Genomic DNA, 13,507 nt, shown 5'->3' with positions numbered 1-13,507 from the left:
GAAGGAAAGTGAGGCGGAAACTATGACGAACGATAAACCGCAGTACAATGACTTGATTGGTGATATCGTAAAAGAATATGCCAAAACAGGAGGGATGGACAATCTTCCTGGAATGGGTAAACCTTTGTCAGAAGAGTATTTGTCAGGAGATGTACTTCAAAACTTTCAACGTATCGCCAAAGAACAAGGCTACAAACCATATTGGTTAGAACTCCAACACGTTATTCGAGATGACCTAATTAAGCTGAATACAGACATCCAAGCAGGTAAAAAGAAAGATAGCGAACTTCGCTTAAAACAAATCAACGACAAAATCTTTAAATACAATCAGCAGTGTCCTCCGCCGATGCAAAAAGGATCTGTGAGACTCGAGACCCTGGAAGCTGCCGTAAATCGCTGGAACTAGGTAAAGTTAGGGTGAAGATTTTGTAATGCGTAGAGAGGCGCAGAGCGGGTATAGTAGAAAGAGGGAAAAAGGAGGAATGCCAAGTGGCAAACTACAACGAATTACTACCAGGGAAAATTTATATAGGCGGCGCAGATGCAGCCAGTGAAGTAGCAGAAAAAGAGAATGTGGATGTCATTTACGACCTACGTGCAGAGGCGCACGAAAAAGGAACGCTGTCGACGTCTGAAAGTGTTTCACTTCCGCTTGTTGAAGACGGGGAAGGGCAAGAGAATACGATTAAAAAAGTTGCCCATCAGATAGTAGAAGATTTTGATGCAGGCAAGTCTGTTTATTTCCATTGCCAAGGCGGAAGTGGAAGAACAGGCACGGTAGCAGCAGCTGTTTTACTCGAGATGGGACGTGCATCGACTGTGGAAGATGCGATCCAACAAGTACAAAGCGTTCGTGATTCTGTGAAAGTAAAACCAGAGTTTCAACAGGCGTTATTAGCACTTTACGAAAAATAATGTAAATGCCCCTTCTCAATTTGAGAAAGGGTACTTTTATGCTTAGACAAACCTTCCTTCTCGCCATTTATTCCGTCGAAACACCGTTACTACAAAAAGAATCCACATTTGAATCGTTAAAATATACAAGATATAGGCTAATGGATGATCTGTGAAAAAACCAAAGAGAATAACTGTATGTAAGGTTACCGCCAATAAACTAAAGCGAACAATTCCATGTTGAGCGGAAGTAGCTTGGACTGTTACAAAGAGTAGTAATAACAAAAAAGGTATCCAGAACATCCAAACCCTCCTTTACTTTTCTTTAGTTTACATAATTTTCACGCTAATGTATAACTAATTATTCATCTAAATGGTAAAATGATGAAAAAAGGAGATTCTAATGAAACCTTATATAGCCTTGTGTATGTTTATGGTTCTAGGCATGGTTGGTTTCTTGCTACTTACTACTAAGCCACTGCAGGTTGCTCTATTAGAGTGGGAAGAGGAGCTCAGCCTACCAGAAGACTATGACGTTATTCATACTCATGTAGTAACTAAGCGACAAGAATTAGCTATAATTAGAGTACTAGAACAAGAAGGGTATCGGCATTTGCTAGTTTTGGGCGAAGACCGATTGACCCATTGGAAATTAGTCGACACCATTGATCTAGGCATAGCGACAGAAACATCACTCGGACATCAAATAGCGAAGACATCTGTTACAGCTGCTTACCGATCTGCTGAAGAAATGCCCATCCAAGAAGAGTGTTTTCACTTGGCCATAGCTCATACGCCTTATGTCATCTGGTATGAGCTACAAGGCGAAGGAATTTACACAGAACATCATTAAATTTTCTAATTTCAAATAGAGGGAAAGTCAAAGCCGACCTCGAACTACTATAAATAGCAGATTAATAGTAGGAAGAGGTGGCGTTCATGTTTTCGTTTATTCGGTTTGTACTCTGGGTTTTGTTGATTTATGTCTATTTCCAAGCGGCCGAGTGGGCATGGACGTCTTACTTGCCGAATTTATCAGGGGGAAATGTTTTACTGATAAGTTTAGTGGTCATGGTGTTTTGTGTGACCTTTGCACAATTCACAGTTTGGAAAATTAGCGAGTTGTTTATACGTGAAAAATATTTTGAATAGTAGGGTGGATTTGCGCATCATGAGAATTATACATAGTTTACTAATTTGTTTTTTGTTAGGAACATCTGTCGCCCTTGCGACTACTGGATTTATTGTTCATGAAGGAAAAGTATATGACGTAACAACAGAAACAGTAGAGGCAGGCGATGTTGGAACAGCCATCGGGGAAGTAACGGTTCAATCTGAAGAAGTAGAAAACGGGGCATCGAATGTTTTTCCTGTAGGCACATTCTTTTATGATATTAATGGACTGGATCGCGGAGAGGCAATCGCGGTAGAAGAAAGCTCTGGACAATTTGTGAAAGCAGTTTATACACAAACAAATGGTAGTGGCTTTTCGATTTGGACAATCTTACTTGGCATCGTTGGTATTCTGGTCATTTTAGTAGGAATGATGTCTTTCCGAAACCAGCGCAACCACGTAAAACAATACAAAGAGTAGCAGTGAGCCGTCCCTATGAAAGTGGGCGGCTTTACTTATTCTACAAGACCTGAGGAACGAAATCTAAAGCGTACTATGATAAAATGGAAAAAAGAGGTTTGTCACAAAGGAGTAAGTCAAATGAATGCCAACCAACTTGTTTTATATGATGGCGAATGCAATTTTTGTGACGCCAGTGTACAGTTTATTTGGAAACGTGATGCAAAAGGCAGGATTCACTTTGCTTCTCTTCAAAGTGAGCAAGCCCAGAATTTATTGACAGCTCAAGGAATCTCTCCTGATACCGACAGTTTCATGTTTATAGACAACGGTGTTGTCTACGTCGAATCGGAAGCTGCTTTTCGAGTAGCCAGCTATCTGGATCGCCCATGGAGTTTCTTAGCAATTGGACGGTTTGTTCCTAAGTTAGTGAGTGACTTTGGCTATCGACTGATTGCACGTAATCGGTACAAATGGTTTGGTAAAAAAGAAGCTTGCTCGATTCCACCGGTAGCGGTTCGTGCAAGATTTCTAGATTGAAACCTTTCTTTCTCTTGTTCGTAGAAAGGGAGAGGTGAGCTGTATGAAAAATTGGATTTTGGTTTGTTTAACGGTCTTTTTGTTACTTATTATCTCCCAGTGGATTTCAGGGTACATGTTACTGACTATTCATACACCTGGCAAAGAGAACATGGTATCGAAGGATATCTTTCTCCTCTTCCAAGCTATAGTTGTGGGCACAGGCCTATGGGCAATTTCTCGATTCAGACAAACAAGAAAGGGTGTTTCAGAATGAAAGAACTTTCGAAAAAAAGATCAAAAGCAGTATTAATCGATACAGCAGTAGCAACTGCCGTCACTTTAACACTGGAGGCAGCGTTAAAAGGCGTCACTAAAAAGAATCGATCAGCAGAAGCTGTTTACGCGACACTGCTCCCAACAGTTGTGATGTGGGGATTAGAGGCGTTACAATTTAAAAACAATGGACAGACGATTGGCTATAAAGCCATGGGGTTAAAACTTGAAACAGAAGATGGCCGTGTGCCAACTTGTGAGCAAGCATTGAAGCGGGCTGTTTATCGAGATACACTAAGCACGTTCGATTACTTGAAAGATCGTAAAGGCTTTGAGGGGACAGACGGAAGCGAGTTTCCACACGATCGAAAATTTGGTGTCGTTGTACGCGAAGTCTAATAGTAAAAACTCTGTCCAAGCATTCTTTGGGCAGAGTTTTTTGTTTCGCGCACAGTTCTTTAAAGGCAAGGCTACTTAAGACCTTACTAGTAAGACCTTTAGGTAATAAAGGGTTAGAGGTTTTTGCGAAGGGTTAGTTTCCATAAAACGACTTCGTCTCATTAAAATGCCAGCATGTCCGATAAATCATGTAGTATGTCGAATAAAACTAATTTCCATCTCAAGAAATCACAAGTTCGTCTCATGAACGACCGCTCACCCACATTTCCACCCTACTTTTCGTGCTCTCTTTTGTATTTTTCTCCATTTTTCGAGATAATGACGAAGAGGGATGTGAGCACCATGACCGAAAAAGAAAAAATGCTGGCTGGTGAGATGTACTTAGCCAATGATCCAGAACTTCTCGCTGAGCGAAATCGTGCACGACAGCTTGTCCATAGCTACAATCAAACACTACCGGAAGAGACTGCGCGTCGACATGAAATACTCGCAGAACTATTCGGAGAAACAAAAGAACCGCCGATAATTGAACCTACTATACGAGTTGATTACGGCTACAATATACATACAGGCAAGGCTTTTTTCGCAAACTTTGATTGTGTATTCTTAGATGTTTGTGAGATTCACTTCGGTGACCGCTGTATGCTGGGTCCTGGAGTTCATATTTATACAGCCACGCATCCGCTAGATCCTGTGGAACGGTCTTCTGGGCGCGAGTTCGCTATTCCTGTTCGTATTGGAGATGACGTCTGGATCGGTGGCGGTGTGCTTATCATGCCAGGCGTTACTATTGGGGATAGAGTTGTCGTGGCCTCAGGAGCTGTTGTAACGAAAGATGTCCCAAATGATGTGATGGTCGGTGGAAATCCGGCGCGTATTCTAAAAAAATTAGTAGAGGAACCTGCACATGAATAAATCGTCTGAACGCCGTTTGATGCTGATGTTTTTCCATTACATCGTGTCCATTGCGGCACTAATCTTTATCTTTATTTACAGAGAGCAGCTGCAAGAAGTGGGTACTCTTTGGATCTATGTTCTGGTCACTTGTCTGTTACTAGCGCTTGCCATTTTTGAAACCTACCGTTTTCGAAAGGGGAGAAAATCATGAAACGTTGGAAGCCACTTGCGTTCATTGCCTTACTATTAATCAATTCCGTAGTCATTGCATACGCCTATCAAACAACAAAATACCGTTCTTCTGATTTTCATGCTGGTTTTCCTATTGCAAAAGATGCTGAACGTATCGAACAATCGGAAGGCCTGACTATTTATAGCTGGGACAAAGCCGGTGCAGGTGGAGACCTACCGTTAAGTTACCGACTTATCATTTGGCAACGTGGGTGGGAAGAGGTATCTGATCAAGGGCCGACCCGCTATTACCAAAAAGGGGATTATGAAATTATGTTGACCGCTCTTGAAGGGGAAATCAGTTTGCATGACGTCCCAGGTGGAGAAGGCGAATGAAGATTTGTGAACTGACGGAGTCCAAGGCTTTGGATATCCTTCCTTTGTTAGAAGCGCTATGGCCAGGACAGACCGAAGAACAATGGAAATCAGAAATTGAGGATTCATTCAAAAATGATGATGCAACATTTTTTATCGCTTATTCAGAAGACGACAAAGCAATCGGTTTCTCTCAAGTTCAATTGCGTAGGGATTATGTAGAGGGAACGGAAACTTCCCCTGTCGGTTATTTAGAGGGTTTATATGTAAAGGAATCTGAACGCAACAAAGGCATTGCACGTGACCTCGTACAAGTTGCAGAAAATTGGGCGAGAGACCGAGAATGCAAGGAGTTTGCGAGCGATGTGGAACTAGCAAACACGAATAGCCAGCTCATGCATGAACGGCTGGGCTTCCAAGAAGTGAATCGCGTTGTGTGTTACGTAAAACCATTAGGAGGAAACTAATATGCAATTAGCCATTGTAACAGGGGCTTCAAAAGGTCTGGGAGACGGATTGGTCGATAGCTTTTTAGAAAAAGGCATTCCTGTCCTCGGGCTTTCCCGTTCTGAAACAGAAGGACGTGAAAATTTCACGTCATTACTTTATGATTTGTCTCAATCTGGAGTACCGCTCACAGCTGCAGAACATATTTGGCAGGAGATTGAAAAGAGTGGCGCTACGCAAGTTACTATCGTTCACAATGCAAGCGTAATTGACCCGATTGAACGCGTTGGGAAGTTAGATGCAGATCGCGTTGAAATGGCTTTTCGAGTAAATGTTTTGGCACCAATGTTGATGACCAATGTTTGGCTATCTAAAGCAAAAGAGTGGGAAGGTGTACTGACTATCGTAAATATTACTTCTGGCGCAGGTTCTCAAGCAATTTCTGGCTGGAGTGTCTACAACAGTACAAAAGCAGCTATTAATATGCATACCCAAGTCGCTGGTTTAGAATTAGACCAGGTAAACAGTTCTCACCGGGTTATCGCTTATAATCCAGGTGTCATGGACACTGGGATGCAACAGACGATTCGCAGTTCTTCAGAAGATGCCTTTGCAGATGTGGGGCGTTTTAAAGAATTGAAACAAAAAGGGGATCTTCGTGCACCTCGAACAGTTGCGGAAGCCCTAGTTAATTTTCTGTTAAAAAAATCCGTTGATAATGGCCGTATCTACTCAGTGACCGAGCTATTAGAGGACAAGTAAGTGGAAGTCACTATACGTCTTGCTAGTGAACAAGATTTAGAAGTACTAGCGGATATGCGTTTTGATTTCACTGCCGAAGATAAACAGATAGACCAGTCTGATGAGGCAAAAACAACATTTCGAGAGAAATTCGCTGCTCAGTGCTCCTCTTATTTCACTAACCAACGATGGTTTATCTGGGTGGCAGAAGTAAATGGGGAGATTGTATCTCACATCTATCTGCAACGTATTGATAAAGTCCTTCGTCCTGAACGACAGCCTCAAGACTTTTACTGGATGACCAATGTCTATACGAAACCGGCATTCCGATCAAAAGGAATTGGCAGTCAACTGCTAGGAGCCGTCAATACGTGGCTTGACGAACAAGATGCAGAGTTTGCTTTAGTGTGGCCAAGTGATGAAGGACGCATATTTTATGAGAGAAACGGGTATAAAACGTTGAATGACCCTATGGCTCGTACTAAAAAAGAGCAAATTTAGATAGAAACAGCTTAGGAGAACTTATATGCGAACACTTACACGCGGCGCTATATGGCTTACCTTTCTTGGGTACTGCGCTCTCATTGTGCAACTGGTCGTGCTCAAAGAAATGGATGCGCAAAGTGCAGTGACCAATATTTTTGAACGACAACGGCCAAGTGAATGGACAACGAATAACTTTACTTTGTTTGAAACGATACGCTTGTATTGGAGCGACTCCAGAATTCCTTGGACCGTCCGTCTCTCTAATCTAGCAGGGAATGTACTAGGATTTTTGCCGTTTGGCATCCTGTTTCCATTGTTGTTTCGTAGAAAACCCTCCCTATTGCTCACACTATTTTTTGGCTTCCTGTTCAGTTTAGGCTTAGAACTAGCCCAGTGGTTTATGGCTGTAGGAAGTTTTGACGTCGATGATTTATTGTTGAATACGATAGGTGTATTGATTGGTTACACGGCTTTCCGAATTGTTCATGCTTTAGTGCCTATTAGAACCTATCTTTACCCAAAGTCTAGTAACCACTCCACTCACTGATAGAATAGTGAGTGGTTTTTTTACGCTATTTTACTAGAGCTAAGACCTTTAAGTTGTCGCAGATCAATGCGCTATGGTAGCGTAGGAGCAAAGGTGGGAACGATATGAGATGTACAAAAAGTCTTCTGTATGGAACGGGACTATTGAGCGGTTTTCTTCTAGTGCTTGGGAGTCTATGGGTGACTGTGAAATCCACGGTTCCTTTCTTAAATCATCCTTTAACGGCGCTTGGAATTCTCGTCGTCTCTTATATCGCCATGGAGAAGTCGGTGACGCATCTAGCGAAAAAGAGAAGCTGGAGCTGTTAACTGTTGCTGTGAGATCGAATATAAAAGGAGAGATTTCACATGAAAGTATTCGTAATCGGAGCAAACGGGCAAGTCGGCCATGAATTGGTCAACACGCTACACAAGAACGAACATCATGAGGTCACTGCAATGGTTCGAAAAGAAGAGCAACAAAAAGAATTAGAAGACAAAGGGATTACTAGCGTAATTGCAGACTTGGAAGGATCAGTTGATGAGTTAGCTGAAGCCATGAAGGGGCAAGATGCTGTTATCTTTGCAGCCGGATCCGGCGGTGGAACAGGCCAAGATATGACACTATTGATTGATTTAGACGGAGCGGTGAAAACAGTAGAAGCGGCAGAACAGGCAGGCGTGCAACGCTATGTGATGTTAAGTGCTTTTGGAGTGGGCGATCGTAGCACTTGGAGTGACGAAATTAAACCTTATTATGTAGCTAAATATTATGCAGATCACCACGTGGAAGAGTCTTCTCTAGATTGGACGATTTTACGACCTGGTGCTTTAACAGATGATGCAGCCACAGGTAAATATGCAGCGGGTAAAGACGCTGAAGCAGGTGAAATTACTCGTAACGATGTGGCGCACGCATTAGCGCATATCGTGGATGATTCGTCTACATCTAAAAAAGCGATTGAGCTTGTCAATGGAAAACACCCGATTGAAGCAGCATTAAAAAGCGGCATTTAATCACTAGCCAGTTTGCAGACAAATTCGTCTGTGAACTGGCTTTTTCTATAAGGAAATCATACCCAGCCATCTGCTATACTAAAAGAAAAAAAGGAGGCGCCCTCATATGCAGTTACGCATTCGTACATCAGGATCAAACGCAGGGAAGTTAACTCACCTTCTAGCTAAGCATCCTGGGCGTCGACACGAACGCCATGAAAAAAAACAAGCCGTGCGCTTCACCTACTTACGAGCAACTGAGGAAGAAGTCGATGCGCTTCTGTATATTGAGACTGATCCGATGACGTGGACAGTTTCTGCAGAAAGTCCAGTGGATATCACTCATTACATACATGATCGTCATATAGTGACGAGTGCTGTATTTTTATCCTTGATTCGAAGCACACTAGGGACAGCTTTGAATGGAAATGTGAAAGAAGAATGGGCGGAGTGGGTGGACTATGCATTCCCATTAGATGTAACAGTTGGACCCGTCGCCACTGCCTATTCAAAGCAACAAGTAGAAGCTCTCTTTGAACCGCTTGGGTATTCAGTGACCTTAGACTATCCACAGGAAGACGCTACCTTACAAGAGACACCACGTAAATCTGTATTTCTTTTAAATCTACAGGGAACTGTACCACTGAGCGTGTTACTGAGTCAGCTTTGGGTATTGCTTCCTGTCTTAGATGCCGAAACGCATCATTATATTGATGAACAACAAGTTGAAAAACTTAATCGCTATGGAGCAGAGTGGCTAGAGTCACACCCGCTTCGTGATGAAATCATTCGAAAGTATTTAAAGTTCCCAGGGCTTATCGAAAAGTTTATTCCTAAACAAAAGCAGGATGCTACCAAGGTTCGATTAAATGATTCTCGTTATGAGTGGATTGCTGAGCAGTTAGATGTCCAGCGGGCACGCTCAGTAGTCGATTTTGGTGCAGGTGAAGGGAAGCTTGCAGAACGTCTTGCCTACGTACCGGGTATGGAAAGCATTTGGGCGGTAGAACCATCTGCAAGAGCATTGAAGAAAGCACAAAAACGATTTGAAGCATTGACGAATCGTATTGGTTGCTCCGTTCCAGAAGCAGTTTGGGGTTCCCTTTTTTATTACGATTCCCAGTGGAAAGACAAAGATGCTATTGTGCTTTGTGAAGTGATTGAACATATTGAAGAACATCGATTGCCAACGATTTTCAATATGATCTTGCACGATTACTTCCCGAAGCGTTTAGTTGTGACGACACCTAACCGAGAATACAATGCCGTTTACCAGTTAGAGACAACACGTCATCAAGATCATCGTTTCGAATGGAGTCGTGAACAATTCGAATCTTGGTGCCATACCATGAACCTCCATCAAATCTATACCATCACATTTTATGGTATTGGCGAAGAGCATCCACACTACGGTTGCCCCACACAAGCCGCCATCTTTACTCGAAAGGAGTGGACACGTTCGTGACTATACAACTGCCCTATGCTGGTATCGTACTCTGTATCGGTCCCTCAAACAGTGGGAAATCTACACTACTCAAACAGTGGATAGCCGCTCGTCAAATCTCGGCTGATGAGGTCATCAGTTCGGACGCTTGTCGATTACAAGTGAGTGGCCAAGCCTTTACTGCAACTACTCATGAGAATCCACAAAAACAGGCCTACCTTCGCGATAGCTATGCTCAAATTTCTGACCAGGCATTTCATTTAATGGAAGTGCTGACAGAAGCGCGGTTAAAACTTGGAAAGTTGGTCATCATTGATGCAACCAATTTGGCAGCTGTAGATCGTGAGCGTTACCGCAAACTAGCGAATCGCTACCATCTCCCATTTGTGGGAATGCTGTTTACTGTTAAACAAGATGAGTTAGAAGCCCGTGATCTTCATCGTGAACATCCTCGTGGTAATCGCCGGATTCAATCACAAGTAAGACAATTCAAAGGAGAGTTGCGCTCGATTGAACAAGAAGAGTTCGATGAATTGTTTACTGTCTCGACTGGAACTGAAATGGTTACTCGCCAACCATCTCCTTACACACTACCTATCGGAGATGGTTTAGACGTTATCGGCGATATTCATGGGTGCATGGATGAATGGCTACTCTTACTTGATAAACTCGGCTATCAAAAAGGAGAAGACAATTTATACCGACATCCTGAAGGACGCAAAATTTTATCTCTTGGAGATGTCATGAGCCGTGGACCACGGTCCCTTGACGCTATGCTATTCTTTGAAAAACATATAGAGGCTGGTTTGGCTTATATGATTGATTCCAACCACGGGTGGAAGATTGCGCGCTGGCTTGATGGTCGAAAGGTCACTCTTACACATGGAGATGAAGATGTAGAAGCCGAGTTTCAAGCATTCGAAAAACTACATGGAAAAGACGCGGTTCGAGAATTGAAAATGCGTATGAAGAAACTTCTGCTTGAAGCTCCGTCTCATTATGTGATTGAAGAACAAGGAATTCCATTAGCAGTTGCGGTACACGCTGGCATTCGAGATGACTTTATTGGACGTCACTCTGCAAGGATTGCCGATTTCTGCCGCTATGGTCCGGTTGTAGGCGTGCAACCAAACGGAAAGCCAAAGCGAGGCGATTGGACAATTGCTCATCAATTACCAGTGCTCGTTATTTGGGGACACGATCCACGACCTGTTCCTGTTGAGATTCAACGCACCATCAATATTGACCAAGGGGCAGTGTTTGGCGGCCAATTAACCGCCTTCCGTTTGCCAGCAAAAGAAATTGTGCAAGTGGAATCTCAGGATTATGCACAGGCGGCCATCAATCCGCTCGATGAATGGTTTGAAAAGCGCTTGAAACCACCTGCTATTCAGAAGTGGTTAAACGGCTTCACAGCAAAAACTGCTGACGGGGCTATTCGCATAAAAGACCAACAGGTGAAGGCTGCTCTTGATCATTTTTCACACGCCACTTTGCCATTGGAGCAGCTCGTTTATCTACCACCAACCATGAGTCCACCACCTGTGTCTCAGCGAGAGGACTATCTTGAGCATCCAGAAGAAGCGATTGCCTATTACCAACGCTTAGGAATCACAGAGCTGATTGTCGAAAAAAAACATATGGGAAGTCGGGCCGTCATTCTGCTGTTTAAAGATGAACAGACTGCTAAAAAATGGACAGGGTTTTCTGATACAGTTATCACAACGACACGCACGGGTCGGGAATTTTTTGAGGGAGAAACTAAACAATTCATGCATGATCGTATCCATGCGGCAGTGTTGGAGGCAGGCTATTTCACAGAATTTACAACGGATTGGATACTTCTTGATGCAGAAATCATTCCTTGGAATGTGAAAGCAGGAGAACTGATTGCTAGTGAATACGCACATGTGGCCAATGCGGCAATTCTTGATAGACATGCCATCGCCTCTGCCTTACAGCAAGGTGCAACAGTCGATGTATCGGATTGGTCGCAACAAGTGGAACAGGGCTTACAAGACGCACATGCTTTCCAACAAGCATACAAACCGTATATTTGGTCGGTAGATAGCCATATGGACATTCAAGTGGCCGTATTCCATGTTCTTGCCCACCAACACGAACTGCTTACCTCGAAACCTCATTCTTGGCATATGGAGCAGAGTCAGCGATTATCAGATACGAGTGACGTATTTATGGCTACCGAATACCGCTTAATCAACGACGAGCAAAGTGTGAAACAAACGATTCATTGGTGGCATGAGCTGACAGAGGCTGGGGGAGAAGGGTTTGTTGTGAAACCACTTGACTGGAATGCAAGGACTCCTAAAGGCGAATCCGTACAACCTGCTATGAAAGTGCGAGGAAAAGAATATTTAAGACTTATTTATGGTATGAACTATTTAGAGCCAGATGTACTTACGCAATTAAAGCAACGCAAACTTAAGAAGAAGCAGAATAAGGCGTCAGAAGAATATGCACTTGGCCTGGAAGGGATACGCCGCCTCATTCATCAAGAGTCGGTAGAACGTATTCATGAATGTGTCCTTGGTGTGGTCGCCATTGAGTCAGATCCTGTCGATCCTCGCTTGTAAAAATCTGTTTGATACTGTAAAGAAATCTACTCTTAAACGTACTGAAACACTATAGAAATATTTCTTCTATATACTAAAAGTAACAATTCGTACGATAGAGGTGAAATGATGAACAGTATGGTGTCCGATTTTTTGGGAATTTTGAAGGGATTTGTCACGCTTAGCGTATATTTTGTTATCGGTTTTCTAGGGATTGTCGGCATCGTCTATATGCTGTCTCATCTTTTCTCAACGGAAACGACGGTAAGTACACTGGATAACCACATACGGGTTGTCTTTGAAACATTGCGTTATCGTTTATAAAAAGCAGCTTGCACCGAAATTACTCGGACAAGCTGCTTTTTATATGTGTCTTAGTTCATCTCGTATCCTTGTTTTTTCAAAAACGCTGTAATTTCCGCACGGCGAGGTGCTTTTAAGAAATCCGCCATCTGCTTTGTCCAAGTCGTGCTCTTTTGATTGGAACTGCGACGTTGGTAGTACGCTTGGATAGTTTCGTCATAAGCGGGAAGCAAGGTTGCATACTTTTCTTCATCATAAGTATTCTCATGAAGGATAGCTTCCACTGGAAGACGTGGTTTCACTTCATTGTGTTCATTAGGAATCCCTACAGTTAAACCGTAAACAGGGAATACACCCTTCGGTAACTGAGCCAGCTCACTGATTTCCTCCAAATTGCTTCGAACGCCACCAATGTAACAAATTCCGTACCCTTTCGACTCTGCTGCAAGGACAAGATTTTGTGCCAGTAAGCCAACATCGGTAACAGCTACGATTAGTTGTTCCGCCAAATCATAGACGATGGGTTCTCCGTGCATCTGACTTGCATGTTCAAGACGACGGTAATCTGCGCATAGTAGGAACACAGCACCTGCAGTCTCCATTTGATTCACATTGCTTGAAAGTTCTCCGATTTTCGTACGTTTGTCGGGATCAGTGACCCAAACAATACTGTAAGCTTGTACAAAATGGGAAGTGGCGGCCATTTGAGCAGCTGCCACTAACTCGACGACTTGTTCTTTCGTAAGCGGTTGATCTTTGTAGTCACGTACGGACGCATGAGCTTTCATCAATTCTACTACCATTAGCTGAACACTCCCTTTTTTAAAAGTCTCTTTCATCTTAGCATTGTCCTAAAAAAACGTGTTCCCGGAACAACCGGAAACACGT

At 43.1% G+C, this 13,507-nt stretch carries 20 protein-coding genes; 18 read left to right on the top strand and 2 right to left on the bottom strand.

The window, feature by feature from the left end; all coding sequences use genetic code 11:
- Positions 1-22 precede the first annotated feature (22 nt).
- Positions 23-406 carry a DnaJ family domain-containing protein gene (locus tag MKY84_RS13035; protein ID WP_342526576.1) on the top strand — a complete coding sequence of 128 codons (384 nt, stop codon included), beginning with the start codon at positions 23-25 and terminating at the stop codon, positions 404-406.
- 83 nt (positions 407-489) lie between these two features.
- Positions 490-915: a dual specificity protein phosphatase family protein gene (locus MKY84_RS13030; RefSeq protein WP_342526574.1), complete on the top strand. Its 426-nt coding sequence runs from the start codon at positions 490-492 to the stop codon at positions 913-915.
- Between the two features lie 42 nt (positions 916-957).
- Here MKY84_RS13030 and MKY84_RS13025 read toward each other — a convergent pair whose 3' ends face one another.
- A complete protein-coding gene (locus MKY84_RS13025) occupies positions 958-1,197 on the bottom strand; it encodes a hypothetical protein (RefSeq protein ID WP_342526573.1) in 240 nt (79 codons plus the stop codon).
- Positions 1,198-1,297: 100 nt separating this feature from the next.
- Between MKY84_RS13025 and MKY84_RS13020 the strand changes: the two genes are divergently transcribed.
- The 16 genes from MKY84_RS13020 to MKY84_RS12945 all read left to right on the top strand — a co-directional run bounded on the left by MKY84_RS13020 (position 1,298) and on the right by MKY84_RS12945 (position 12,640).
- Positions 1,298-1,747, top strand: a complete 450-nt coding sequence (locus MKY84_RS13020; protein ID WP_342526572.1) for a hypothetical protein — start codon at positions 1,298-1,300, stop codon at positions 1,745-1,747.
- Positions 1,748-2,065: 318 nt separating this feature from the next.
- Complete coding sequence (locus MKY84_RS13015; protein WP_342526570.1) at positions 2,066-2,488, top strand: hypothetical protein; 423 nt, start codon at positions 2,066-2,068, stop codon at positions 2,486-2,488.
- Positions 2,489-2,608: 120 nt separating this feature from the next.
- Positions 2,609-3,007 (top strand): thiol-disulfide oxidoreductase DCC family protein, encoded by a 399-nt coding sequence (locus MKY84_RS13010; RefSeq protein WP_342526569.1) that lies wholly within the window; start codon positions 2,609-2,611, stop codon positions 3,005-3,007.
- 252 nt (positions 3,008-3,259) lie between these two features.
- Positions 3,260-3,661: an RDD family protein gene (locus MKY84_RS13005; protein WP_342526567.1), complete on the top strand. Its 402-nt coding sequence runs from the start codon at positions 3,260-3,262 to the stop codon at positions 3,659-3,661.
- A gap of 342 nt (positions 3,662-4,003) precedes the next feature.
- Positions 4,004-4,576: a maltose acetyltransferase domain-containing protein gene (locus MKY84_RS13000; RefSeq protein WP_342526566.1), complete on the top strand. Its 573-nt coding sequence runs from the start codon at positions 4,004-4,006 to the stop codon at positions 4,574-4,576.
- Positions 4,569-4,769, top strand: coding sequence for a hypothetical protein (locus MKY84_RS12995; RefSeq protein WP_342526564.1), 201 nt, complete (start codon positions 4,569-4,571; stop codon positions 4,767-4,769). The genes MKY84_RS13000 and MKY84_RS12995 overlap by 8 nt, the downstream gene beginning before the upstream one ends.
- Complete coding sequence (locus MKY84_RS12990; protein WP_342526563.1) at positions 4,766-5,125, top strand: hypothetical protein; 360 nt, start codon at positions 4,766-4,768, stop codon at positions 5,123-5,125. The genes MKY84_RS12995 and MKY84_RS12990 overlap by 4 nt, the downstream gene beginning before the upstream one ends.
- Positions 5,122-5,571, top strand: a complete 450-nt coding sequence (aac(6'), locus tag MKY84_RS12985; protein WP_342526561.1) for an aminoglycoside 6'-N-acetyltransferase — start codon at positions 5,122-5,124, stop codon at positions 5,569-5,571. The genes MKY84_RS12990 and aac(6') overlap by 4 nt, the downstream gene beginning before the upstream one ends.
- A gap of 1 nt (position 5,572) precedes the next feature.
- Positions 5,573-6,313, top strand: coding sequence for an SDR family NAD(P)-dependent oxidoreductase (locus tag MKY84_RS12980; protein WP_342526559.1), 741 nt, complete (start codon positions 5,573-5,575; stop codon positions 6,311-6,313).
- Complete coding sequence (locus MKY84_RS12975) at positions 6,314-6,793, top strand: GNAT family N-acetyltransferase (RefSeq protein ID WP_342526557.1); 480 nt, start codon at positions 6,314-6,316, stop codon at positions 6,791-6,793.
- Between the two features lie 25 nt (positions 6,794-6,818).
- A complete protein-coding gene (locus tag MKY84_RS12970; RefSeq protein ID WP_342526556.1) occupies positions 6,819-7,325 on the top strand; it encodes a VanZ family protein in 507 nt (168 codons plus the stop codon).
- A 104-nt stretch (positions 7,326-7,429) separates the two neighbouring features.
- Positions 7,430-7,633 (top strand): hypothetical protein, encoded by a 204-nt coding sequence (locus MKY84_RS12965; RefSeq protein WP_342526554.1) that lies wholly within the window; start codon positions 7,430-7,432, stop codon positions 7,631-7,633.
- 39 nt (positions 7,634-7,672) lie between these two features.
- Complete coding sequence (locus tag MKY84_RS12960; protein WP_342526553.1) at positions 7,673-8,320, top strand: SDR family oxidoreductase; 648 nt, start codon at positions 7,673-7,675, stop codon at positions 8,318-8,320.
- Between the two features lie 106 nt (positions 8,321-8,426).
- Complete coding sequence (locus MKY84_RS12955; protein WP_342526552.1) at positions 8,427-9,764, top strand: methyltransferase domain-containing protein; 1,338 nt, start codon at positions 8,427-8,429, stop codon at positions 9,762-9,764.
- Positions 9,761-12,337, top strand: coding sequence for an AAA family ATPase (locus tag MKY84_RS12950; protein ID WP_342526550.1), 2,577 nt, complete (start codon positions 9,761-9,763; stop codon positions 12,335-12,337). The genes MKY84_RS12955 and MKY84_RS12950 overlap by 4 nt, the downstream gene beginning before the upstream one ends.
- A 108-nt stretch (positions 12,338-12,445) precedes the next feature.
- Entirely contained in the window at positions 12,446-12,640 is a 195-nt protein-coding gene (locus MKY84_RS12945; RefSeq protein ID WP_342526548.1) for a hypothetical protein, read from the top strand.
- Positions 12,641-12,690: 50 nt separating this feature from the next.
- Here MKY84_RS12945 and nfsA read toward each other — a convergent pair whose 3' ends face one another.
- On the bottom strand, positions 12,691-13,422 hold the full coding sequence (gene nfsA, locus MKY84_RS12940) for an oxygen-insensitive NADPH nitroreductase (RefSeq protein WP_342526546.1): 732 nt from the start codon (positions 13,420-13,422) through the stop codon (positions 12,691-12,693).
- Positions 13,423-13,507: the final 85 nt, after the last annotated feature.

This window comes from Chryseomicrobium sp. FSL W7-1435 (assembly GCF_038595005.1).
GTDB lineage: Bacteria > Bacillota > Bacilli > Bacillales_A > Planococcaceae > Chryseomicrobium.
Note: the sequence above shows the minus strand (reverse complement) of the source record. Positions and strands in the feature narration are given on the sequence as shown.

Bases quoted from the DNA above. Each gene is read 5' to 3' on its own strand.
- MKY84_RS13035 (WP_342526576.1), top strand. From the start codon at position 23: ATGACGAACGATAAACCGCAGTACAATGACTTGATTGGTGATATCGTA.
- MKY84_RS13025 (WP_342526573.1), bottom strand. From the start codon at position 1,197: ATGTTCTGGATACCTTTTTTGTTATTACTACTCTTTGTAACAGTCCAA.
- MKY84_RS13020 (WP_342526572.1), top strand. From the start codon at position 1,298: ATGAAACCTTATATAGCCTTGTGTATGTTTATGGTTCTAGGCATGGTT.
- MKY84_RS13015 (WP_342526570.1), top strand. From the start codon at position 2,066: ATGAGAATTATACATAGTTTACTAATTTGTTTTTTGTTAGGAACATCT.
- MKY84_RS13010 (WP_342526569.1), top strand. From the start codon at position 2,609: ATGAATGCCAACCAACTTGTTTTATATGATGGCGAATGCAATTTTTGT.
- MKY84_RS13005 (WP_342526567.1), top strand. From the start codon at position 3,260: ATGAAAGAACTTTCGAAAAAAAGATCAAAAGCAGTATTAATCGATACA.
- MKY84_RS13000 (WP_342526566.1), top strand. From the start codon at position 4,004: ATGACCGAAAAAGAAAAAATGCTGGCTGGTGAGATGTACTTAGCCAAT.
- MKY84_RS12995 (WP_342526564.1), top strand. From the start codon at position 4,569: ATGAATAAATCGTCTGAACGCCGTTTGATGCTGATGTTTTTCCATTAC.
- MKY84_RS12990 (WP_342526563.1), top strand. From the start codon at position 4,766: ATGAAACGTTGGAAGCCACTTGCGTTCATTGCCTTACTATTAATCAAT.
- MKY84_RS12980 (WP_342526559.1), top strand. From the start codon at position 5,573: ATGCAATTAGCCATTGTAACAGGGGCTTCAAAAGGTCTGGGAGACGGA.
- MKY84_RS12970 (WP_342526556.1), top strand. From the start codon at position 6,819: ATGCGAACACTTACACGCGGCGCTATATGGCTTACCTTTCTTGGGTAC.
- MKY84_RS12965 (WP_342526554.1), top strand. From the start codon at position 7,430: ATGAGATGTACAAAAAGTCTTCTGTATGGAACGGGACTATTGAGCGGT.
- MKY84_RS12960 (WP_342526553.1), top strand. From the start codon at position 7,673: ATGAAAGTATTCGTAATCGGAGCAAACGGGCAAGTCGGCCATGAATTG.
- MKY84_RS12955 (WP_342526552.1), top strand. From the start codon at position 8,427: ATGCAGTTACGCATTCGTACATCAGGATCAAACGCAGGGAAGTTAACT.
- MKY84_RS12945 (WP_342526548.1), top strand. From the start codon at position 12,446: ATGAACAGTATGGTGTCCGATTTTTTGGGAATTTTGAAGGGATTTGTC.
- nfsA (WP_342526546.1), bottom strand. From the start codon at position 13,422: ATGGTAGTAGAATTGATGAAAGCTCATGCGTCCGTACGTGACTACAAA.